Origin of the sequence: Paraburkholderia sp. RL17-368-BIF-A, assembly GCF_046054045.1 — a bacterium.
GTDB lineage: Bacteria > Pseudomonadota > Gammaproteobacteria > Burkholderiales > Burkholderiaceae > Paraburkholderia > Paraburkholderia graminis.
Genome location: NZ_JARESN010000006.1, coordinates 179,979 through 201,417, shown reverse-complemented (window position 1 = coordinate 201,417; position 21,439 = coordinate 179,979). Strand labels below are relative to the sequence as shown.

The following is a 21,439-nucleotide window of genomic DNA, read 5'->3' as shown; positions in this document are numbered from 1 at the left end:
TGTGGGTAGATCACCGCCGCGCCCCCCCTACAACGTCAACTGGAACGAACGCGTAAGAATGCCCGGCAATTGCATGCCGCCCGTCGCCCGCTCGCCCCACGTGCCGTCGCTGAGCAGCAATTCCGCTTGCGCGCCAAGCTCCTCGAGCTCGCTGCCGAGCAGCCGATACAGGCTGTCGTCAAAGCGCATCGCGTCGAGCGGCGCGACGATCTGCCCGTCCTCGACCCAGAACGTCGCGAATCGCGTCATGCCGGTGAGGCGGCAATTCATGCGGTCCGAAAAGTTCACGTACCACAAGTTGCCGACATAGAGACCCGTGCCGATCCGGGCCAGAACCTCGTGATCCGCGAGACCGCCGGCCTGCATTGCAAGCGACGTCGGCGCTTCTTCAGCAAGCGCGCCGTTCGGCGTCAAGCCGTATTCGCGTGCGCTTCTTGCGTTGGTCAGCGTGCCGGCGCTGCGCCCCGCGTCGATGAGCGCGACCCGCTCACGCAGATAACCGTCTTCGTTGAAGGCCGGCGCGATGCCCAGCTCCAGTTCCTCGGCTATCGAGACGCGCGGGTCCAGCGCGACTTCGCCCACGTGCAGCTTGTACAACTCGCTGCGCGAACTGGCCTGCGCGCGCGCCGAGAAGCCGCGCCATGCCGTTACACCAAGCAGCTCCGCGAGCGCGGCCGGCGCGAGCCACGCGCGATACGCGCCCGGCGCGAGCACACGCGGTGCGCGAGCGAGCACCGCGAGCCGCCCGGCGGCCTGCTCCACTTTCGCCGCAAAAACGGCATCGCTCCAGTCGTCGCCGGCATAAGTGGTTTTGATCGCGCGGCCGCTCGGGTCGTACAGCGACCAGCTAAAATTGAAGTTGTCCACTTCGTACCAGCCGCGGCTGCCGTGCGTCGATGCAAAGCCGCGCACGATCGTGCCGCCCGCGTAGAAGCCCACGAAATCGAGGCCGCGCGCGCATTCTCCGACGATGCGCGACAAGCCGTGCGGGTCGGGCAACTTGCCCGAACGCCGCGTCGTGCGCTGCCATGCGGACGTATCGACGAGCAGATGCGGATCGTCGGCGGCATCGCGCAGCGCTTGCCGCAACATCGCAAGCGCGGCGCTCACTTCGTCGATGTCCTGCTGCAGATCGCCGCAGACCGTCAACGTGGAATACGCCTGGCGCGCGCCGTCGATCAGCCGCAAAGTCAGCTTGCCTTGCGACACGGTGCCGCTCTGGCGCACCTTGCCCGCGTTGAAGCGGATGAAGTCCGACTGCTCGCCGGCGAACGAGCTCAGCGTGGTTTCGCCGCCTTGCTGAAGGCGCTCGATAGCGTCGGCAAGCGACGTGAAGTGCCCCTGCCAGTCGACCAGTTGCCCGGCGCGCGTCGACATGAAGTGGTTCATCATGCGCCTCCGAACACGTCGACGTCGCTGAACACGCAAGCCGGCGACGCATGCCCCACGCGAATGACCTGCGCCGGCTCGCCCTTGCCGCACATCGGCGTGCCAAACACCTCGCGCGTGTCGGCGTTGCCCACGGCGCTCAGGCTGCGCCAGAAATTCGCGGAGATGCCGCGATAGTTCGGCTGCTTGACGATCTGCGTGAGCTTGCCGTTCTCGATCAACTGCCCGAATTCGCAGCCGAACTGGAACTTGTTGCGATGGTCGTCGATCGACCATGAGGTGTTCGTTCGCATCAGAATGCCGTGTTCAATGTTGCCGATCATCTCGTCGAGCGAACTGTCGCCGGGTTCGATATTCAGGTTCGCCATGCGGTCGATGGGCGGCCGGTTCCAGTTCGACGCACGCGAATTCGCGACGCCCGGCATGCCCGCGCGTTGCTGCGACAGCGCGCCGCCGAGCGGTCGCTCCAGCACGCCGTGGCGGATCAGATATTCCTTGCGCGCTTCGGTGCCGTCGTCGTCGAATGCATAGGCCGCGGCTTCCTCGCGCAGTTCAGGATCGAAGGTCACGTTCAGCAGTTCGGAGCCGTAGCGATACGAGCCGAACATGTCCGGCTTGACGAAACTCCAGCCCGCGAAGTTGCGCTCGTCGCCGAGAATGCGGTCGAGTTCCAGCGGATGCCCAATCGACTCGTGAATCTGCAACATCATCTGGTCGGGCATCAGCAGCAGATCGCGCTTGCCCGATGGGCAGTTGGGCGCGGCCAGCAATTGCAATGCTTCCGTGGCGACGCGCGGACCTGCGCCGTCGAAGCCGAAACGCGCCAGCACGTCCATGCCGCCCTGCGCAAGCGTGCCGTAATTGCCGCCGAGCGTGCGAACCTGCGTGTCGCCGTCCGCATGCGCGGCCACGCTGAGTTGCGGCATCACGAAGCGAAAGCGCTGATCGATCCGCACGCCGTCGCCGGTCATATAGAACTGATCGGTATGCGTGATCTGCACCGCCGCCACGCGTTCGACGATGCGCGGATCAAGCTTCGCAGCCGCGCATTCCGCGCTCAGGCGGTCGATCCATTCCGCGCGGCCCGGCAGCGCGTGCTGCGCATTCGGCGACACATATTCGCCGCTCACCGACGGCCGCGCCACCTCGCGATGATCGATCAACGACAATGCCGCACTCGCCTCGGCACGCGCGCTTGCAAGGTCGAGCGCATGTTGAAGGCCCGCCGCCGACAGGTTGGCCGTCGCCGCATAACCGGCCCCCGCCCCGACCCACGCGATCAGCATCGCACCCCGATCGCGCACGGTGCGCAGCGGCTGCGCGACGTCGTTGCGAACTTCGTGATCGTCGATCCGCTCATCGACAATGCGCAGCGACCAGAACCCGGCGCGGCTCGTCAGTGAACGGGCGGCTTGCACCCAGCATTCGTCAATCATTCAGGCTCCGTAGGTTTGGCGTGGGCTCAGGCAGTGGCGACAGCAGCGACGAGGCCAGCAGCGAGCGCGTGTAGGGATGCGACGGCGCGCGCAGCACGTCGAGCGTGTCGCCGCTCTCCACGACGCGCCCCGACTTCATCACGATCACGCGATGCGCGACGGCCCGCATAACCGCCAGGTCGTGCGTGATGAGAAGGTAGCTCAGCTTGCGCGTGTTCTGTAAATGTACCAGCAGCGCGAGCACCTGTTGCTGGATCGACACGTCGAGCGCGCTCGTCGGTTCATCGAGCACCAGCAGTTCCGGCTCGACTGCAAGTGCGCGCGCGATGGCGATCCGCTGACGCTGCCCGCCCGAAAATTCATGCGGGTAACGCGGCATGGCATCGGCGGGGAGCCCCACTTCGTCCAGCAAACTGGCGACTCGCGCGCGCCGCGCTTTCGCGTCGATCTCCGGGCGATGCACGGCGAGCCCTTCACCGACGATCTGCTCGACCGTCATGCGCGGCGACAGCGAACCGAACGGGTCCTGAAAGACGACCTGCATGCGCGAATACAAGGCCCGCCGGGAACTTGCGGATCTCAGCGTGGACAGCGGCATGCCGTCGATATGAACATGACCCGCGGCCGCGCGCTGCAAGCCCAGTACGGTGGCTGCGAGCGTCGACTTGCCCGAGCCCGATTCGCCGGCAATGCCGAGCGTTTCGCCGCGCCGCAAGCTGAGATCGACGTCATGCACCGCGCGAAATGTCGAGCGTCGGACCAGCGAGCGCCAGCCCTTCGCGGGCGTGCTGTAGTCGACGCACAAGCCTTGCACTTCGAGCAGACGGCGCGCGCCTTTGGCGAGCGGCGCAATCGAACGGCGCGGCTCGCTGTCGAGCAGGCGCTGCGTGTAGGGATGCTGCGGATCGCCGAACAGTGCCTCCGTCGTATTGGTTTCGACGAGCACGCCCTTCTCCATGACCGCGACGCGCTGCGCAAAGCGTCTGACGAGGTTCAGGTCGTGTGTGATCAGCAGCACGGCCATGCCGCGCTCGGCGGCTTCCTGTTCCTGAAGCTCGATCAGCAGATCGACGATCTGCTGGCGCACGGTCACGTCGAGCGCGGTCGTGGGCTCGTCGGCGAGAAGCAGACGCGGACGGCATGCGAGCGCCATGGCGATCATCGCGCGCTGACGCTGGCCACCCGACAACTGATGCGGAAAACTGTCGATGCGCCGCTCGGGCTCGGGAATGCCCGTGCGTCTGAGCAGTTCGATGCCGCGCGCCCGCGCCGCGTTGGGCCGCACGCCCTCGTGCAAACGCACGCTTTCGGCGATCTGCTTGCCGATCGTGAAGAGCGGATTGAGCGCGGTCATCGGTTCCTGAAACACCATGGCCACGTCCGCCCCGCGCACGCCGCGCATCTCCTGCTCGGTCTTGCGCAACAGGTCGTCGCCGTCGAGCAGAATGCGCCCGCCGAGTTCCGCATGATCGACGAGCCGCAGGATGGACAGCGCGGTGACGCTCTTGCCCGAACCCGATTCGCCGACCAGCGCGACGCGCTCGCCGCGCGCGATAGACAGACTCAGATCGCGAACCGCTAGCCTGTCGCCGAAGCGCGCGGAAAAGCCTTCGATTTCGAGCAAGGGCCGCTCGTTTGCAGTGCGGTTCATCGCGGCGCTCCACCGAATGCCGAGCCGCGCGAACGCGTGTCGAGCGCATTGCGCAACGCGTCGCCGATAAACGTCAGCAGCAGCAGCGTGACAACCAGCGCGGCAAATGCCGACACCGAAATCCACCATGCGTCGAGGTTGTTCTTGCCCTCCTGCAACAACTCGCCGAGGCTCGGCGTCGGCGGCGGCACACCGAGCCCGAGGAAATCGAGACTCGTGAGCGACAGGATCGCGGCGCTCATGCGGAACGGCAGAAACGTGATAACCGGCGTGAGACTGTTCGGCAACACGTGACGCCAGATGATCTGCGAGTTCGACAGACCCATCGTGCGGGCGGCTTTCACGTAGTCGAGCGAACGGTTGCGCAGAAATTCCGCGCGCACATAATCGGACAGCACGAGCCAGCCGAACATCGACAGAAGAATGAACAGCAGCCACAGCGTCGGCTCGAAGATCGACGCGAAGATGATGAGCAGATAGAGGTCGGGCATCGAGCTCCAGATCTCGATCAGGCGCTGGCCGATCAGATCGGTGCGGCCGCCGTAGAAGCCCTGTATCGCGCCCGCTGCCACGCCGATCAGCACGCCCGAGACCGTCAGCGCGAGCGCCATCAGCACCGACAGCCTGAAGCCGTATAGCAGGCGCGCAAGCACGTCGCGTCCGTATTGATCGGTGCCTAGCCAGTTCGACGCGGTGGGCGGCGCGGGATACGGATGCGCGGCGAAATAGTCGATGGTGTCGTAGCGGAAATGGTTCAGCGGATAGATCGCGAAGTTGCCGTTCGACTGAAGCCGCGAGCGGATGTACGGATCGAGGTAATTGGCGCGCGCCGGAAAGTCGCCGCCGAAGAGCGTCTCCGGATAGTCCTTCACGATCGGAAAATAGTAATGGCCGTCGTAGCGCACCACGAGCGGCCGGTCGTTCGACAGCACTTCGCCCAGAAGGCTCACGACAAACAGCGACATGAAGATCACGAGGCTCCAGTAGCCCAGACGCTGCCGCCTGAAGCGCAGCCATGTCCGCCGCCACGGAGAAGTCACGGCCCGGCGCGTCGCGCCGGGTACATCATCGGTCCAGCCGGTTGAACTGGATGCGCGGGTCGACGAGGACATAGCAGACGTCAGCAATGAGTTTGGTTACGAGAGCGATCAGCGTGAAGAGGAACAGCGAACCCAGCACGACCGGATAATCGCGGCGAATCACGGAGTCGTAGGAAAGCTGGCCCATGCCGTCGAGTGAGAACAATGTTTCGATCAGCAGGTTGCCGTTCAGAAATGCGCCGACGAAGGCGGCGGGCAAACCGGTCAACAGCGGGATGGCGGCGTTGCGCAGCACGTGTTTCCACAGCACGTCGCGCTCGGAGGCACCCTTCGCGCGCGCGGTCAGCACGTACTGCCGGCCGATCTCCTCGAGGAACGTGTTCTTCGTGAGGATCGTGACGATTGCAAAATTGCCGACCACCGATGCCGTGACCGGCAGCACGATATGCCACAGATAGTCGAGCAGCTTGCCGAACAGGCTGAGTTCGCCGAAGTCGTCCGATGTGAGTCCGCGCATCGGAAACACCTGCCAGAAAGTGCCGCCGCCGAACAGCATCAGCAGCAGAACGCCGAGCACGAAGCCGGGGATCGCATAGCCCGCGAGCACGAGCACGCTCGTCGCCGTGTCGAACCGCGAGCCGTTGCGCACGGCCTTGGCAATGCCAAGCGGCACAGAGACCAGGTACGTGAGAAGCACCGTCCATAGCCCGAGCGTGATCGACACGGGCAGCTTCGAGCGGATCACGTCCCATACTCGCGCATGCTGGTAGTACGACTGTCCGAGATCGAAGCTCGCATAGTGTTCGAGCATCAGCCCATAGCGTTCGAGCGGCGGCTTGTCGAAGCCGAACTCTTTCCTGATCTGCGCGATCTGCTGCGGGTCGACGCCCTGACTGCCGTGATATCCGCCGCCGCCCGCGCCCGCCTCTCCGCCACGGCCGGCGCCGTGGCGGAGTTGCGTCATCACCTGCTCGACCGGCCCACCCGGCACGAACTGCGTGACGACGAACGTGAGCGTGACGACGCCAAGGAGCGTCGGCACCATCAACAACAATCGTCTGAGAATGTAGGCAAGCATGCTGTTCCTCGATTCCTCGATCCCTCGATAACGGCTAGTGAGCCGCGGATGTGACTGTCGCCGTGGCCGCGTCGCCGCGCGGGCGTCTTGCGAACCAGTAGCTGATCACCCAGTCCTCGTATCCATACGACGCCGGCACGACGTCGGGGAACCCGAGCGTCGTCTTGTAGCCGATGCGCGCCCCCGGCGCGTAATACTCGGGCACGAGGTAATACGAGTTGATCAGCACACGGTCCAGCGCGCGGGTCGCCGCCTGCAGATCGTCGAGCGTGGTCGCGGCGAGCGCCGCGCGAATCAGCGAATCGACCGCGGGCGAGCGAATCCCAGAATAGTTCTCCGAGCCCACCTGCGAAGCCGCCGCGCTGCCGAAGCGCCGTTCCAGTTCCACGCCCGGAATCGTCACCGGCGGATAGATGTACGTGGTCATATCGAACTGGAAGTTGTCGATCCGCTTCTGATACAACGCACTGTCGATCTCGCGCAAATGCGCGTCTATGCCGAGATTCGCGAGCGCCTGCATGTACGGCAGAATCAGACGGTCCATGCCCGGCTGATCGTCGATGATCTCGATCGTCATCGGCGTGCCGTGCTGATCGCGCAGCGCGCCGTCGCGATAGTGCCAGCCGGCTTGAGCAAGCAGATCGCGGGCGACGCGCAGATTGCCGCGCAGCGAGTTCGGCGGCAACGTGTTGGGCGGCGGCAGCATGGACCCGAACACTTCGGGCGGCAGACTCGCGCGGAACGGTTCGAGCAGCGCGAGTTCCTTCGGTCCCGGCATGCCGGTCGCACCAAACGGACTCGCATCGAAATAGCTTTTCGTGCGCCTGTACTGGCCGTAAAACATCATGCGGTTCATCCAGTCGTAGTCGAACGCGAGCGTCAGCGCGTGGCGCACGCGCACGTCCTGGAACATCGGCTTGCGCAGGTTCATCAGCATGCCCTGCATCTGCGCGGGGCCGTCCGCGAAATTGCCTTTTTTCAGCAGGCCGTTTGCGAAGTTCTTGCCCACGTACTTGCGCGCCCATTGCGTCGCGCTGTATTCGACGATCGCGTCGGCGTCGCCCGCCTTGAACGCCTCCAGTTGCGTGTAATGGTCGCGATACAGCTTGAACGTGATGTGCGCGAAGCGGTACATGCCGCGCCGCGACGGCAGGTCCGCCGCCCAATAGGCGGGGTTGCGCCGATAGGTGATTTCCTTGTCGTTCTTGCGCGACTCGACGAGATACGGGCCGCTCGATATCGGCGGCTCGTTCGCGATCTGATCGAACGGCGGACGCGTGCCGTCAGCACGCATCCCCCATTTCGGCGAGAACACCGGCAAGTCGCCCGCGATGAGCGGCGCGTCGCGTTCGGCGTGCCGGAAGTCGAAGCGCACCGTCGCGCGATCGATAACCACCGCGCGCCTGATCACCGCGAACTGCGCGTTGAACATCGGCGAGGCGTGCGGGCTCGTCAACGTGTCGAACGAATATTTGACATCGGCTGCCGTGATCGGATCGCCGTTCGAAAAGCGCGCGGCCGGGTCGATGTGAAACGTCGCGGACGAGAGGTCGGGCGCGACTTCGACATCGTTCGCGATCAACGGATACTCCGACGCGAGTTCGTCCCAGCTTCGCTGCATCAGCGTGTCGAACATCAGATGCAGCACGTCCGGCGCGGGCGCGCCGCGCACGAGGAACGGATTCATCGAATCGTAGCTTTGCAATTCGTTGTAGTTCTGAAAATTCAGTGTGCCGTCCGTGCGCGCCGTGGGATCGGCGTAGTCGAAATGCGTGAAATTCGCGGCGTATTTCGGCTCGTCGTATTGCGATATGGAGGGCTTCGCGTGCGCGCCCGCGCACAGCACACCGAACGCAAGGCTCAGGCCGACAGCGCGCGGCCAGCGAAACTTCACAGGTGTCATCTGTTTCAAATGCCAGAGGTCGCGCGCCGCTTGCGAGCCGGCGCGCGATACATCGAACCGGCGCGACGATGATGATGCTCATCGCGCACGCCGCTGCTCCAATGCTGATGCCGCGTTACTCGTCGTCGGCCGGCGTGGTCTTGAACGAGAACGCCACTTCGCCGACGTACGGCTCGGCATTCTTCTCGCACCGGTATGCCTTCGCCGCAGTGACGACCGCGTCGTTGAAGACCGAGGTCGGCGGCGTCACGCGCACGATCTTGACGTCGCTCACGCTGCCGTCCGGGCTAATCGACAGATGCGCGATCACGGTCGCCGAGATACCGTCTTGCAGCGCGCGGCGCGGAATCTGCGGCTGCACCGCCTGACAGTGACCGCGTCCGTCGACCACGCCGTGCAACGCGGGCGGCGCCACCGGCGCGGGCGGAGCCGCCGGCGCCGTAGCGGGACCTGGCGTTGCATTGGCGGTGGCGAGCGCAGGCGCATTCGCGCTCGGATTCGCAGCGGGCGCGATGTTGGCGGGCTTAGGCGTCGCGGACGGCAACGCAGGCGGCGGCTTCGCCACCGGCAACGGCCTGGGCTGCTGCGGTTTGGGCGGCGGCTTCACCGGCGTCGGCGCAGGCGGCGGTTCGAGCTTCTTCACCTCGGGCGGCGGCGGCGGTGGCGGCGCCATGGTCACCTGCATGACTTCGCGCGCGGGCGGCGGCTCCTGTTTGAAGCTCACGTGCGAGAGCCCCGCGACGATCAGCAGTTCGACAACGAGCGCGATCGCGAGCGCTGTCTTCATGGACATGCGGCCATGATGCGCCGGATTGGACGACGCCCATAGCGCGCCGTTCAGACGGCTTTGCGGGTCTTTCATGTCGAGTACCGGAGAGCTCATGTCGTCGGGTTCGTTGCCAGTGCAACGGAGCTGATGCCCGCCGCGCGCACCAGATCCATGACCTTGACGATGTTCTTGTAGCTCGTGCCTTCGTCGCCCGCGATCGCCACGTCGACCTTCTTCGAATCGTGCACGAGCCCTTGCAGATGCGCGGTCAGCTCTGTCGGCGTGACCGGCTTTGCGTCGAGATAGATTTCGTCGGTCTTGGTGACGCCGATGGACACCTTCACCGTCTGCTGCAACTGCTCCGCCGTGCTCGATTGCGGCAGGTCGAGTTTGATGCCCGCGCCCTGGATCATCTTCAGCGTGGCCAGCATGAAGAACACCAGCAGGAACATCATGATGTCGATCATCGGAATGATCTCGATGCGCGCCTTCTCTTCCGCGCCCAGGTAATGGCTGCGATGGTTACGCATGATCGTTCTCCTTAGCGCGCATTCAGGCGGCGAACCGCGACACGAGCAGCGACTTGATCAGATCGAACTGATTCACCGTCATGCGGATGCGCTTGTTGAAGTAGTTCAGAAAGATCACGCAGACAATCGCGATCGTCAGGCCGCAGGCGGTGGCCGTCAGCGCATGGCCGATGCCGCCCGTCACGCCGTTGGGGTTCGCAGTGCCGCTCGTGCCGAGCACGTTGAACGACTCCACCATGCCGATGATCGTGCCCAGCAGACCGAGCAGCGGGCCGAGCGTGACCGCCGTGTCGAGAATCCACAGGTTCCGGTCGAGCCGCGGCATCTGGAACATGATGGTTTCCTCGAGTTCGCGCTCGACCACCGCTTCCGGTTTGCCCCGCACTTTCAGCGCGCTTTTGACGAGTTCCCCTTGCACGGTCTGTCCGTAATGTTCGGCGACCTTTTGCGCGTCGGACAGGTTGGCCGGCTCGACCATCTTCAGATCGTGTTCGAGCGTCTTGCCTGCCTTGACCGCTCGCGAGAAAAACATGAAACGCTCGACGATGATCGAGATGCCCAGCAGGAAGATGAAGGCCAGAAGCGGAATCAGGCCCATCGATTGAACCGAATAGTTGATAAGGGTATTGAGCACGAAAAACTCCGGTTACGTCTTTAACAAAGTTGAGCCGCCTCGGTCCGAAGACCTGAGCCGAGGCGGCGACCGACCAGACTAGACAGACTGCGTTTCTAAAACAGACATCGCGCGGGCTAGAAGCGATACGTCGCGCCGACCTGGAAGAAGCGGCCAATGTTGGTGTAAAGCGACTGGTCGTAGCCGGTGATATCCGGCGTGGCCTGCCACTCCACGTCGAACGGCGGCTTGCGATCGAAGATGTTGTTGATGCCGCCGTAGATGGTCCAGTGCTTGAAGCCGCGATACGTGGCCATCAGGTTGAACTGGCTATACGAAGCGACAGACAAGGTGCCGCCGTCGCCGAACTCGTCCGCCACCGCGTTGGTGTACGGGCCGGTGTATTGCCAGGTGAGCGTCGTCGTGAACTTGCGGTAGTCCCAACTCAGGCTCGTATTGCCCTTCCAGCGCGGATTGCTCGCACCGAACGGTTGCAGCAGCGCGAGATTGTTGCCGGCGAAATCCTGAGTGGGCGCGCCCGGACTATTGAGCTTGAAGTGCCATACATAGGCCCAGTCGCCCGCGAGCGTGAAGGTGCCGTACTTCGTGCCGACCGACTTGCGGAAGTTCATGTCGAAGCCGTCGGTGTCGAGCGAGCCAAGATTGACGAACTGTTCCTTGATGTACGCTACCGTGCCGTCCGCATTGCGAATCACCGTCGACGGATCGTTCGCGTTGATCACCGCGTTCGGGTCGTTGGTGCCGATCACTCCGTCGATATGGATCTTGTAGAACGCCGCGCCGATATCCGTCGACGAGTCCGGCGATAGCTGGAAGCCGATGTTGTAGTTCTTGGTCCGCTCGGGCCCGAGGTTCGGATTGCCGTTCACCTGTTCGGTCGTGAAGTGCTTGGTCGGCACGCCGCTCGGGTCGTTCGGGTCCACCAGATTCTGGTGCGCGAGATAGGTCGCCTGCGAATTTTCGACGAGCGTCGGCGCACGGAAACCACGGCTGTACGACGCGAATGTCGTGAGCGCCTGCACCGGCTGAAAGCGCAGCGCGAAGCTCGGCGAAAACGCGCCGCCAAAGTCGCTGTAGTGGTCGTAACGGCCGGCCTGCGTGAACGTCAGGTTGCGGATGATCGGAATGTCGATCTGGTAGTAGACCGCGGCCACGTTGCGCTCGCCGTCGACCGTTTGCACGTTGGCCGGCGCCGTGATGCCGAGCGCGCTGTAGGTGCGCGAATTGATCAGCGAGCTCTCGTGACGGAACTCCGTGCCGAAGCCGACGCCCACAGGCCCGCCCGGCAAGTTGAAGAGATTGCCCGTGGAGGTTTTGGCCGTCACGCTGTCGAGCTTGGAGATGGCCTGCTCGTAGTCGTTCTGGAACACGCCGTTCAATCCGTTAGGCGTGGCCGACGGATTCGAGAAATCATAAACGCCGTTCTGCAAGATGTTCTCGACACCCGCCACGTTCAGGGCATTCCTGTACGTCGTGTCGACCGTGCTTTGCGAATGGCCGTAGTCCGCGGACCAGTCCCAGTCGCCGAACTTCTGCGTGGTGAACGAGCCCTTCACGCCGGTCGTCGCGCGCCAGAATGTGGACACCGTATCGGCTGAAACCGTATTCGGGAACGTGTAATTGATTTGCGCCGGCGCGCCGAACGGGTTGTACGGATTGCTTCCCGGGACGGTTCGCGACAGCGGCAACGCGGAGCCGGTCGCCGGATTGAACGCGTTGGTCGTGCTTGCAAGCACGGCCGGGCCTTCGTTCTGCACCGTTTCATTGCGGCTCACCCACAAGTCCGCGTAGGCCTGCACGTCGTCGTTAATTTTGAAGGTGCCGTGCACCTTCGCATTCAGACGCGTGGTGGACGGAACCAGCGATGTCGCGCTGGCGGGGTTGCTCTTGCACGTCGCGCCGCCGTTTGCCGAGACGCTGCCGGGCGGGCATGGGCTGAGCGCGGTCTGGGTGCCGTCGGGTGCTGTCCAGTAAGACTGCTGATTGGGGCCGAGCGGGCCTGCCAGGCCGCCGGGGAACTGGCTGAAGTCCTGATTGGCCGTCATCGACCGGTCCGCCAGCGACGATCCGCTGTCGCGGTAGTAGCTTGCCGCGGCGGTCACGTTGAAGCGATCCGCGTTCAGATCGCCGAAGCCGCCGAGCACGCCGAAGTTGCCCTGGGCATCGCCAGGATGCTGCGCCTTGCCGAGCTGGCCGTCTATCTGCAGGCCCTGGAAGTTCTTCTTCGTGATGATATTGACCACGCCCGCAATCGCGTCCGAGCCGTACACAGACACGGCGCCGGTCTTCACGATATCGATGTGATCCACCATGTTGAGCGGAATCGAATTGACGTCGAAGAAGGTGTCCGTGAAGTTGACCGCCTTGCCGTAATTGGCGACGCGCTGGCCGTCGACCAGGACCAGTGTGTACTTCTCACTCAAGCCGCGCAGCGCGATGCCGCCGCCACCTTGCGCCGAGCTGTTCATGGTCGTTTGGCCCCAGCTGCTGCCCGAATTCGCCGACGTGCCGCGCAGGAAATCGGCCACCGTCGTATAACCGCTTTGCTCGATTTCCTTGGGCGTGATGGTCTGCACTTCCGTGTTGCCGACCTTGTCCGACGTGCGAATCAGCGAACCGGTGACTTCCACGCGCTGCATCTTCGTGACGTTACCCGTGTCCGTCGCGGCCGGCGCGGCCGGCGCGGCTTCCGACGTCGTGGCGGCTGCGGTACTACCGGTCGGGGCCGGTTGGCTTTGTGCAAACGCGGGTGCGGCAATCGCCGCTGACAGCGCAAGTTCTGCCCAAAGCATTTTTCTGATGGCCAACGCCAATGCCCTTTGTTTCATTTTCCCCTTCTCACTTGTCAGTAAGACCACACCTGTTGTGCAAAGAAAAGTCTTATGGACTTCTCCGCCTTTTTTACAACGCCGACGCACCACGCTTTACCGGATATGCCCCGCATGTGTGCAAATAAGTCCAAAACGGATAAATCTAATCAGGTGCACTTTTGTTAAATCAGAGATCAGCCATCTATTCAATGGCCTTAAAATATGGATGCCTAACTAAATAACAAAATGAAAGGTATTTTCTTTCTGGAACATTTCAGGTTAGATAAAAATTCGAAGCGTTGGGCATTCGACTTTTTCGCATCGCCTGTATCACTTGCGCAGCCGGTAACTAGTACGGATGCCTAAGCTTTCTTCTCCCCGCCTCCGGTCAGGCAGGACTCGCCCCCGGTTCGCGCGCCGCGGCTTGCCGGTGGGTTCGTCAGCCTATCGAAAGGTTTGCGGACACCTGGCTACCATCTTCGTTGCGCGGCCAGGAACGCCTGCATGCGCATGGCGGCCCTTACCTTGGGTGGGATGAAACATAGCAAGCCAGAAACGCGGAGTCAAAATTTGTTTGATATATACAAATCTTGTTTGATGCCTTTTTGGCCAGGCTTCATCTGGTGTATGGACGCCGCACAGTGTCTCGTCCGACGTGTCCCATACGACGCGAACCCGGCCACGACTTTCGAGCGCGAGCGAAAGCGGCGTCCGAATACCGGAACGCTGACTTTTGCTCAGGCGGGAAAAGCGTGGAGATAGAAACTCACGGATCTCACGGCCGCGCGCTGCGTGTTACCAAAGCGCTCAATGGACAGGGACAATAACAAATCAAAATCGGTCGTCAAACTTTTTTTGATGCCGTTGTTTCAAACTTGCACCGCACCTGTCATTAGATGGATCGTTCTAGGGCTTTCGAATTTTCCGGTGCTTTTCACTGCCTGTGAAGGGTGAGCTATCGCAACGAGACTAAGCGCAATGCGAGTGGCAGATAGACGGTGCGCTTGCTTGTTGCGATGCAATGGTGGGGCGCAAGTCGTTGGTGCCGGCTCAGGTTCGAGCACCCGTTTAGAGCAACGCCCGCGTGGCTTGAGACCATCCCTTCGCAAATCATTCGTAGTCCGATGGGCTTTAAATCCATAAGCCAATCCTTCGGTACCGGCAAGACGCCTAGACGGCCGGCGGAAATACACTTCACGTGGCTCGAAATCGAGCAACCATGACCACACCTGATCAGACCCTGGCTGCGCGTTAGCTGGCTAAGATGCGCATCCTTGCATGGTAAAAACTTTGTAATCCACTATTCTTTATATGGGCGGACCGACAGCTCTCAGGGCTGTTCCAGTTGAGGAGTTAATAAATTGATCACTAACTTATTGCGCCGCTCATCGTGGGCGAGCTTGCTATTAGTTCTGCTATTGAGCAGCGCTCCTCACGCCTATCCTGCCTCCGGGCAAAAAGAACCGCCGGTGCGTGCCGCGCGAGTTCAGCCTGAAACCGCCTCACAAGCCGAGGCTCGCGCGATTCTCATGAAAATGGCGCAGTTCCTTGGCGGGACGCAGAACTTTCGTGTCGGTGTGCGCAGCGGCTACGACGCGGAGCAGCCGTCTGGGCAAAAAATCGAATTCGGCGAATACCGCACCGTTACGTTGAGCCGGCCGGATCGCATGCGAGTAGAAACCGAGCGCAGCGATGGCGCAAAAACACTAGTTGTCCTGACTGGAAAAGAGATCGTTCTGGTCGATCTCGCCAGCAAAGTCTATGCGACTGCGCCGCAACCAGGTGCGCTGGACCAGAGCATCGTGTATTTCGTCAAGGATCTCGGCATGCGCCTGCCGCTCGCTGCGCTGCTGTTGAACCGGTTGCCAGAAGAATTGCAAACCAGGGTAGGTTCGGTGGACTATGTCGAGAAGACGAGTATCTACGGAACTGCGTCCCATCATCTGGCCGCGCGTACCGACACGGTGGATTTTCAGGTGTGGGTAGCCGATGGCGACAAGCCCCTGCTGCAGCGGATCGTACTGACTTACAAGAAGGCTGTAGGCCAGCCCCAGTTCTGGGCGGATTTTATCGACTGGAATCTCGCGCCCCAACTTAACAATGCGACCTTCTCGGCACAGGTCCCCGAGGGCCTGCAGAAAGTCGCGTTCGCAGCGCAACTCCCGCGTGCGTCGCACACGGCTCGCCAGTCGTCTGCGAAGAAGGGAGCCAAATAATGAAAACAGGACCGTGGGACCGTGCCATTGCGGCGTTGTTCGCCGCAGTGCTCACGTTGGGGATGATCAACCAGGTCGATGCACGAGGCGAGCGAGGTGGTGGCGCCCGTGGCGGCGGCGGCGAAGGTGGCTTTTCGCGTGGCGGGGCAGCGTCGGCTGGGGGCCTCTCTTCCGGCGGCTCGACCGCTGTGCAAGGCGGTTCACGATCTCGCGGCGGACAGCAGGCAACGGCCCAACAACGGCAGACCTCTCGCCAGGCTACAGCGACCTCGACATCAAGTGCGAATCAGAGCGCGCGTCAGAGTTCAGCGAGTTCGATGCAGGCAACCTCCAGCCAGAACCAGGCGAACCGCCAGCAGAGCGCGAGCCAGAACCAGTCCCAGCGCCAGGCTGCGTCGAGCCAGAACCAGGGTGCACGTCAATCCACCGCTAAGGAGATGCAGAACACGCGGGCTAACACCGTGAGCAACGTGCAGAACAACTACCATGGCGATTGCAACAACTGCTCCAACTCGGATTGGGACGGCGGCTCTGCGGCAGTCGGATTTGTGGCCGGGGCAATGGTGGTTGGTGCGACCGCTGCCGCAACCGCACCGCCGCCCACAACCGCTGCGGTTGTCGCAGCGCCTGCGCCTGTCGCGCCGCCGTGCAACGTCGCACCAATCGCCGTTAACGAGGTGCCGTACTATAAGTGCGGCGCGACGTGGTTCGCGACGGGGTATGGCAGCGGCGGCGTGGTGTACACACAAGTTCCGCCACCGCCTGGATATTGATCGCGGTCGCCTCTCGCACGGCTGGCGGTTGAGCATCGCTTGGGTCCTGCTGACTCTCGAATGTCAGCACGAAAGCCACCGTTTAGACGTCCGGCAGTGCATCGATCTCTGCGCGAAGCGCAGCGACTACATCCGTCCAATCGCCTCTCGTGGCTTGCCGGAATAACCGCGCGTTTGCATACCACGGACTATCGTTCCTATCGAGTTGCCATCTCCAGTCCGGCATGAACGGCAGAGCGATCCAGACGGGTTTTCCAAGCGCCCCGGCCAGGTGCGCCGCGGCTGTGTCGACGCTGACTACCAGGTCGAGCCGGGCGATCAGCGCAGCGGTTTCGGCAAAGCTGGTTAGCCGTCCTGACACATCGCGTAGCGCCCCGCTTTGCTCAAGTTGTGCGAGGCACGCCCGATCGCTATCGCGCACATCCGGTTGCAACGCGAAGAATTCCGCGTCGGTTTCGAATACCGGCTTTAGTTGCTCAAGCGGAATCGATCGATTGTGATCGTTCAGATGCGTACGGCTTCCCGACCACACAATCCCAATCCGCGGCCGTCGCCTGGCGACCGGCAACAACTCGTCCCATTGACGGACAAGCTCTTCGTCGGCCTGCAGATAGGGACCGGATAGCGCGGGACCGGGTGTCCCCACCTTGAGCGCAAACGGCAGACTCATGGTTGGAATGTGATAGTCAAAATGCTTTACCTGGTCGGTCTCGCCGATAACTTCCGCTGCGCCAGGATAATGTCGGAGGAGCGGTAACAACGCGTCATGGACACGCAGCACGACATGCGCGCCGGCCGCACTTAGCTGATCCACGAAGCGTACGAATTGCAGCGTGTCGCCGAACCCTTGCTCATGATGAACGAGCACTGTCTTTCCGCCTATCGGTTGCGCGCCAGTCCATAGCGAATGCTGCGGAAATCCGTGGTCGCCCGTACCATCGCGCCAGCGCCATTCGTACTCGCGCCAGCCGTGTTCGAATTCGCCCAGCAGTAAATTGGTCTGTGCTCGATTCGTGCGTGCGCCGGCGTCGTTCGGATCGATCGAAAGCGCCTTCCTGAATTGAAGCAACGCCTCATCAAAGCGCCGGAGATCTCGCAATGCGACCCCGAGGTTAACGTATGCGCGCACGAAACGTGGCTTGAGCGCGATGGCCTGCCGGTAGGCATCGAGCTCGTCGTCATAGCGCCCCATCGTGCCTAGCAGCGTTCCCCGGTTGTAGTGCGCTTCGGCTAGTTGCGGATGGACCTTGCAAAGATGCACGAACACCTCGAGTGCCCGCTGCGATTGGCCAAGCTCTATCAGCGACACCGCCACACCATGCAACGCGGCGGCATCGTTGCGACACTGCGCCAGGCAGCGTTCGAGCAGCGCTATAGCAGCATCGCGGCGCTGCGCCAGCCGACAAACCTGCGCGGCGAACTTCAGTTGATGCCACGAGAGTGACGCACGCTCCGATGCCTGGATCAGATAGTCCGCGGCGCGTGCATGATCGCCCTGCTGGGCGGCGATATAGCCAAGGCCTGCGAGCGCCTCGCCGTGGTCGGGAGCGGTCTTCAGAATGCCGTGAAGCAGGCTTGCCGCATCGTCGAGCCGACCGGCCTGCAAGTTCGCCTGCGCGGCGGCGAGAATGTGTTCAGTATCGTGACTCATTACGCTGGGCACCAGGCAAGTGCGATCTGTCCAAAGATCGTAGAGGCCCATTGTACGGAATCGCGTCTAGCGGGTCTTACGAGCGATGCTTCCGGTTGGTTACCGCCAGATTCAGCGGAGATTCATCCGGTCCGCCACCGCTTCTAGATGTCGAGCTTGCTGACCTTCGTGCCTTCAAAGCTGAGGTTGGCCATCAGGCCGGAGTTCGTGACCACGAAACCGACGATCGGCGAACTGGTCGTTGCAGTGTCGAGCGAACCGTTGGCGCCAGTCTTGGCCACCGCGACGGAGCCATCCACGCCGGCTGTCCAGCCCTTGTCGGTGGTGCGGAATTTGTCGAGCGCGTCCTGCGTCATGAACATGAGTATCACCGCCTTGGACTGGGCGCCGATCTGCAAGCCAAATGAGGCGGTACTGGTCTTGTAATACCCGACGGACGTGCCTCGCTCGCGAAGCGCGCCTTCGCCGTATTCGCCGCCGACCACCACGCCTGCCGCGAACACGGACGGAAAGACAAGAATCCCCTTGGCGTTGCCGGCCTGCGCCTGAGCACCCGGCGTCGAACTGTATAGCTTCTTGAGGGCGCCATCGACGCCGTCGTCGATTTCATTGCGCTTATTGGCCGCTTCCGTCGGATTCGAGGTCGTGCCACACGCGGCGAGCGAGCTGGCTAGTGCGATTGCGCTAACCGAAAAAAAAGTGCGACGGTTCATGAGCGTTCCCTTATTGAAGTGCGCCAGATTTGCGCCTGGAAACAGATGAGATTGCGATTCGTATCCGCCACGCGACGGAGTAACGCGGCAACACCGCACATGAACGATAGGCCTCGCGCACGCGGGCAGGTATAGGACCTTGGTCCGATGCGTCGCGACCTCGTTAGCCTCGCTTCGCGTAGTCAATAGCACACGCTGCTACTGGATCTTCACCTCGTTCTCTAAAGTCCGATTGTTCTCGAATGCCGAGACGCTTTCAAGCGTGGTTTCGCAAATGGTCGTCAACGCCTCGTGCGTGAGATAGGCCTGATGCCCCGTCACAATTACGTTGGGGAACGACACGAGTCGCTGAAAGACATCGTCGGTGATGATTTCGCTCGATAGATCGCGAAAGAAGAGATTGCTCTCCTGTTCGTACACGTCAATTCCAAGGCCGCCGAGCTGCCCGGTCTTCAACGCGTCGATGGCAGCCTCGGTGTCGAGCAGGCCCCCGCGGCTGGTATTGATGAGTATCGCGCCTCGCTTCGCGCGTGCGAGCGTCTGCGGGTTGATCACGTGGTGTGTCGCCGGTGTAAGCGGACAATGCAGCGAAATAACGTCAGCCTGCTCCCCTATCTCGCCGGGCTTCGCATAGCTCAGACCGAGCGCCTGAAATTCCGCCGACGGTTGCGGATCGAAACCGATCACCCTGCAGCCGAAGCCGAGCATGATCTTCGCGAACACGCAGCCGATCTTGCCGGTGCCGACCACCGCAACCGTCTTGCCGCAAAGGTCGAAGCCAGTCAGCCCGTCAAGCGAGAAATTCGAGTCACGCGTGCGATTGTAGGCACGATGCACCTTTCGGTTGATTGCAAGCAGAAGCGCTACGGCATGTTCCGCCACGGAGTTCGGCGAATACGTCACCACGCGCACCACCTTCATGCCGAGCCCGGCGGCAGCGGCGAGATCGACGTTGTTAAAGCCCGTGCAGCGCAGAGCCAGCAGACGCGTCCCGCCCCTGTGCAGCGCGCCGAGTACTTCCGCGTCCGCCTTGTCGTTGACGAAGATGCAGACGGCGCCGTAGCCGGCGGCGAGGCCGGCGGTATCCGTATCCAGCAACACGTCGAAGTAATGCAGCTTGTGCGCACCGTTGCGATTCGCTCCGTCGAGATACCGGCGTTCATAGCGCGTCGAACTAAATACCGCTACTTCCATGATCGACTCCTTCAGTGTCCGGATTGAACGTCCGTCCTCGTGCGGCGCAGCTTTGTCTAGCCGGCCGCAATCGCTATGGCAAGCTGCACGAAAAGCACCTTGAGGATGGTCATCGACGGGAAAATCATTGCGTACATGATGTCGGGCTGATCCGTCGGCGCAACGCGGTTCGCGAAGGCGAGAATCGCGGGGTTGCCGGTTGCACCGCAAATCACGCCCACCGATGTATCGAAAGACAGCTTGAAAACCCAGAGGCAGCATATCGCCGTGACGCCGACGAGCACGAGCAAAGTTATCGCGCCATAAAGCAGCAGCAGCGGCCCCGCGGTCCCGACGGTCGTGACGAACTTGGGTCCGCAAGCGATGCCCACTTGCGCGAGGAAGATGGTGAGTCCGAGGTTGCGAAGGACAAGGTTCGCGGAAAGCGGCATCGTCCATACGAACGGTCCGTTGCGGCGCGCCTTGCCAAGGCACAGCGCGACCAGCAGCAACGCCGCCAGACCCAGACTGAACGCACCGAGACCCGGAAAGCGCAGCGGGATCGCGCCGACCAGCAGTCCCGCAGCCGCGCCTATGCCCAAGGAAATGAAACTGAGATCGGCCGTGCTCTTGATCGAATCGCCGAAGAACGCGCGCACGGCCACCTGATGCGCGCGGTTCACGAGCAGGCCGACCCGATCGCCCGCTTCGAGAACAAGCTCCGGCGTGGACAGCAGATCCGTATCGCCGCGCCGCACATGCGCAACCGCGCAGTTCACACCGTCCGGGAAACGCAGACTGCCAAGCGGCATGCCGACCACCGACGGATTCGAAGCGAACACGCGCATGTAGTCCAGGTCTTCCCGGTGACTCGCGATGCGTCCCGGCTGCAACTCCCCGCACAGCGTCGTCGCCTCCTCGAGCAGGCGCGCGTCGGTGGCCGTGACAAGAAGGACGTCGTCGGCGCGCAGAATGAGATCGTCGGTGGGGAGCTGGTTGCGATGCGCGCGCCGCACGGCCGCGATGGCTACGCCAGCAGGCAGTTGTGTCAGAAGTTCCGGCAACCGCAGACCAAAGAGACGCTCATTGCGCAGCGCGATTTCCGCAGTCTCGAGCAACTTCGCGGGCGGCTTGCGTATCCTGGCTTTGAGCGCCACGTTGAGCGCATAGATAAATAGAATCGGCCCGGCCACGCCGAACGGATAGGCAACGCTATAGGCCACGGCGGCATCGCTGCTGTTCATCGATGCGATCGCAACCTGAAGGCTCGCCGTGCTCGTGCCGCTCCCTGCGAACATGCCGAGAGAATCGGCGAGCGTAACGCCAAAGCGGATGAACGCGCACGCTGCGAGGCCTGACGCAATGACGCCGATACATGCGGCGAGATTGGCCTTTAGGCCCTCGCGGCTCGTCAGTCCACGAAAGAACTGTGCGCCGTACTGAATGCCGATGCCATACAGAAACATCAACAGACCCAGCGTGCCCAGCAACGCTGGCGGCGTGGCTTTTGGCGCGAACGCGCCAAGCGCCAGCCCAACGAACAGTACTGCCCCGGAGCCCAGCGCCACGCCTTTCACATTGATTTCGCCGATCAGATAGCCAACCGCGATCGTCAAAAACAGCGCAAAGAGCGGCTGAGCTTCGACGAAGGTTCTGACTGCGTCCATGACGCC

At 62.4% G+C, this 21,439-nt stretch carries 16 protein-coding genes; 2 read left to right on the top strand and 14 right to left on the bottom strand.

Annotated elements, in window-relative coordinates; translation table 11 throughout:
- Nucleotides 1–27: 27 nt before the first annotated feature.
- The 10 genes from P0D87_RS13040 to P0D87_RS12995 all read right to left on the bottom strand — a co-directional run bounded on the left by P0D87_RS13040 (nt 28) and on the right by P0D87_RS12995 (nt 13,258).
- The gene (locus tag P0D87_RS13040; protein WP_053860478.1) at nt 28–1,389 is read right to left on the bottom strand and encodes a metallopeptidase TldD-related protein; all 1,362 of its coding nucleotides are present in this window, start codon (nt 1,387–1,389) and stop codon (nt 28–30) included.
- Complete coding sequence (locus P0D87_RS13035) at nt 1,389–2,825, bottom strand: TldD/PmbA family protein (RefSeq protein WP_053860477.1); 1,437 nt, start codon at nt 2,823–2,825, stop codon at nt 1,389–1,391. The genes P0D87_RS13040 and P0D87_RS13035 overlap by 1 nt, the downstream gene beginning before the upstream one ends.
- On the bottom strand, nt 2,818–4,476 hold the full coding sequence (locus P0D87_RS13030; protein ID WP_053860476.1) for an ABC transporter ATP-binding protein: 1,659 nt from the start codon (nt 4,474–4,476) through the stop codon (nt 2,818–2,820). The genes P0D87_RS13035 and P0D87_RS13030 overlap by 8 nt, the downstream gene beginning before the upstream one ends.
- Complete coding sequence (locus tag P0D87_RS13025) at nt 4,473–5,588, bottom strand: ABC transporter permease (RefSeq protein ID WP_053860475.1); 1,116 nt, start codon at nt 5,586–5,588, stop codon at nt 4,473–4,475. Before P0D87_RS13025 ends, P0D87_RS13030 begins: the two co-directional genes overlap by 4 nt.
- On the bottom strand, nt 5,542–6,594 hold the full coding sequence (locus tag P0D87_RS13020; RefSeq protein WP_006051602.1) for a microcin C ABC transporter permease YejB: 1,053 nt from the start codon (nt 6,592–6,594) through the stop codon (nt 5,542–5,544). Before P0D87_RS13020 ends, P0D87_RS13025 begins: the two co-directional genes overlap by 47 nt.
- Nucleotides 6,595–6,628: 34 nt before the next feature.
- Nucleotides 6,629–8,497 carry an extracellular solute-binding protein gene (locus P0D87_RS13015; RefSeq protein ID WP_053860474.1) on the bottom strand — a complete coding sequence of 623 codons (1,869 nt, stop codon included), beginning with the start codon at nt 8,495–8,497 and terminating at the stop codon, nt 6,629–6,631.
- A 115-nt stretch (nt 8,498–8,612) separates the two neighbouring features.
- Nucleotides 8,613–9,380, bottom strand: a complete 768-nt coding sequence (locus tag P0D87_RS13010) for a TonB family protein (RefSeq protein ID WP_053860473.1) — start codon at nt 9,378–9,380, stop codon at nt 8,613–8,615.
- A complete protein-coding gene (locus P0D87_RS13005) occupies nt 9,377–9,796 on the bottom strand; it encodes an ExbD/TolR family protein (RefSeq protein ID WP_006051605.1) in 420 nt (139 codons plus the stop codon). The genes P0D87_RS13010 and P0D87_RS13005 overlap by 4 nt, the downstream gene beginning before the upstream one ends.
- A gap of 22 nt (nt 9,797–9,818) precedes the next feature.
- A complete protein-coding gene (locus P0D87_RS13000; RefSeq protein ID WP_006051606.1) occupies nt 9,819–10,430 on the bottom strand; it encodes a MotA/TolQ/ExbB proton channel family protein in 612 nt (203 codons plus the stop codon).
- Between the two features lie 116 nt (nt 10,431–10,546).
- On the bottom strand, nt 10,547–13,258 hold the full coding sequence (locus P0D87_RS12995) for a TonB-dependent receptor plug domain-containing protein (protein WP_053860472.1): 2,712 nt from the start codon (nt 13,256–13,258) through the stop codon (nt 10,547–10,549).
- Nucleotides 13,259–14,601: 1,343 nt separating this feature from the next.
- Between P0D87_RS12995 and P0D87_RS12990 the strand changes: the two genes are divergently transcribed.
- Nucleotides 14,602–15,456: a DUF2092 domain-containing protein gene (locus P0D87_RS12990; protein WP_321175847.1), complete on the top strand. Its 855-nt coding sequence runs from the start codon at nt 14,602–14,604 to the stop codon at nt 15,454–15,456.
- A gap of 317 nt (nt 15,457–15,773) precedes the next feature.
- Nucleotides 15,774–16,229 (top strand): hypothetical protein, encoded by a 456-nt coding sequence (locus P0D87_RS12985; protein WP_053860470.1) that lies wholly within the window; start codon nt 15,774–15,776, stop codon nt 16,227–16,229.
- An 82-nt stretch (nt 16,230–16,311) separates the two neighbouring features.
- Here P0D87_RS12985 and P0D87_RS12980 read toward each other — a convergent pair whose 3' ends face one another.
- From P0D87_RS12980 to P0D87_RS12965, 4 genes are all read right to left on the bottom strand, one after another.
- Nucleotides 16,312–17,931, bottom strand: a complete 1,620-nt coding sequence (locus tag P0D87_RS12980) for a tetratricopeptide repeat protein (RefSeq protein WP_082367214.1) — start codon at nt 17,929–17,931, stop codon at nt 16,312–16,314.
- Between the two features lie 92 nt (nt 17,932–18,023).
- Entirely contained in the window at nt 18,024–18,593 is a 570-nt protein-coding gene (locus P0D87_RS12975; protein ID WP_006051611.1) for a BPSL1445 family SYLF domain-containing lipoprotein, read from the bottom strand.
- A 198-nt stretch (nt 18,594–18,791) separates the two neighbouring features.
- Nucleotides 18,792–19,787, bottom strand: a complete 996-nt coding sequence (locus tag P0D87_RS12970) for a 2-hydroxyacid dehydrogenase (protein WP_006051612.1) — start codon at nt 19,785–19,787, stop codon at nt 18,792–18,794.
- 56 nt (nt 19,788–19,843) lie between these two features.
- Entirely contained in the window at nt 19,844–21,433 is a 1,590-nt protein-coding gene (locus tag P0D87_RS12965; protein WP_006051613.1) for an aspartate:alanine exchanger family transporter, read from the bottom strand.
- Nucleotides 21,434–21,439: the final 6 nt, after the last annotated feature.

Excerpts from the sequence above, each read along its gene's own strand:
- P0D87_RS13040 (WP_053860478.1), bottom strand. The coding sequence starts at position 1,389 with ATGAACCACTTCATGTCGACGCGCGCCGGGCAACTGGTCGACTGGCAG.
- P0D87_RS13035 (WP_053860477.1), bottom strand. The coding sequence starts at position 2,825 with ATGATTGACGAATGCTGGGTGCAAGCCGCCCGTTCACTGACGAGCCGC.
- P0D87_RS13030 (WP_053860476.1), bottom strand. The coding sequence starts at position 4,476 with ATGAACCGCACTGCAAACGAGCGGCCCTTGCTCGAAATCGAAGGCTTT.
- P0D87_RS13025 (WP_053860475.1), bottom strand. The coding sequence starts at position 5,588 with ATGTCCTCGTCGACCCGCGCATCCAGTTCAACCGGCTGGACCGATGAT.
- P0D87_RS13020 (WP_006051602.1), bottom strand. The coding sequence starts at position 6,594 with ATGCTTGCCTACATTCTCAGACGATTGTTGTTGATGGTGCCGACGCTC.
- P0D87_RS13015 (WP_053860474.1), bottom strand. The coding sequence starts at position 8,497 with ATGACACCTGTGAAGTTTCGCTGGCCGCGCGCTGTCGGCCTGAGCCTT.
- P0D87_RS13010 (WP_053860473.1), bottom strand. The coding sequence starts at position 9,380 with ATGAGCTCTCCGGTACTCGACATGAAAGACCCGCAAAGCCGTCTGAAC.
- P0D87_RS13005 (WP_006051605.1), bottom strand. The coding sequence starts at position 9,796 with ATGCGTAACCATCGCAGCCATTACCTGGGCGCGGAAGAGAAGGCGCGC.
- P0D87_RS12995 (WP_053860472.1), bottom strand. The coding sequence starts at position 13,258 with ATGAAACAAAGGGCATTGGCGTTGGCCATCAGAAAAATGCTTTGGGCA.
- P0D87_RS12985 (WP_053860470.1), top strand. The coding sequence starts at position 15,774 with ATGCAGGCAACCTCCAGCCAGAACCAGGCGAACCGCCAGCAGAGCGCG.
- P0D87_RS12980 (WP_082367214.1), bottom strand. The coding sequence starts at position 17,931 with ATGGGCCTCTACGATCTTTGGACAGATCGCACTTGCCTGGTGCCCAGC.
- P0D87_RS12975 (WP_006051611.1), bottom strand. The coding sequence starts at position 18,593 with ATGAACCGTCGCACTTTTTTTTCGGTTAGCGCAATCGCACTAGCCAGC.
- P0D87_RS12970 (WP_006051612.1), bottom strand. The coding sequence starts at position 19,787 with ATGGAAGTAGCGGTATTTAGTTCGACGCGCTATGAACGCCGGTATCTC.
- P0D87_RS12965 (WP_006051613.1), bottom strand. The coding sequence starts at position 21,433 with ATGGACGCAGTCAGAACCTTCGTCGAAGCTCAGCCGCTCTTTGCGCTG.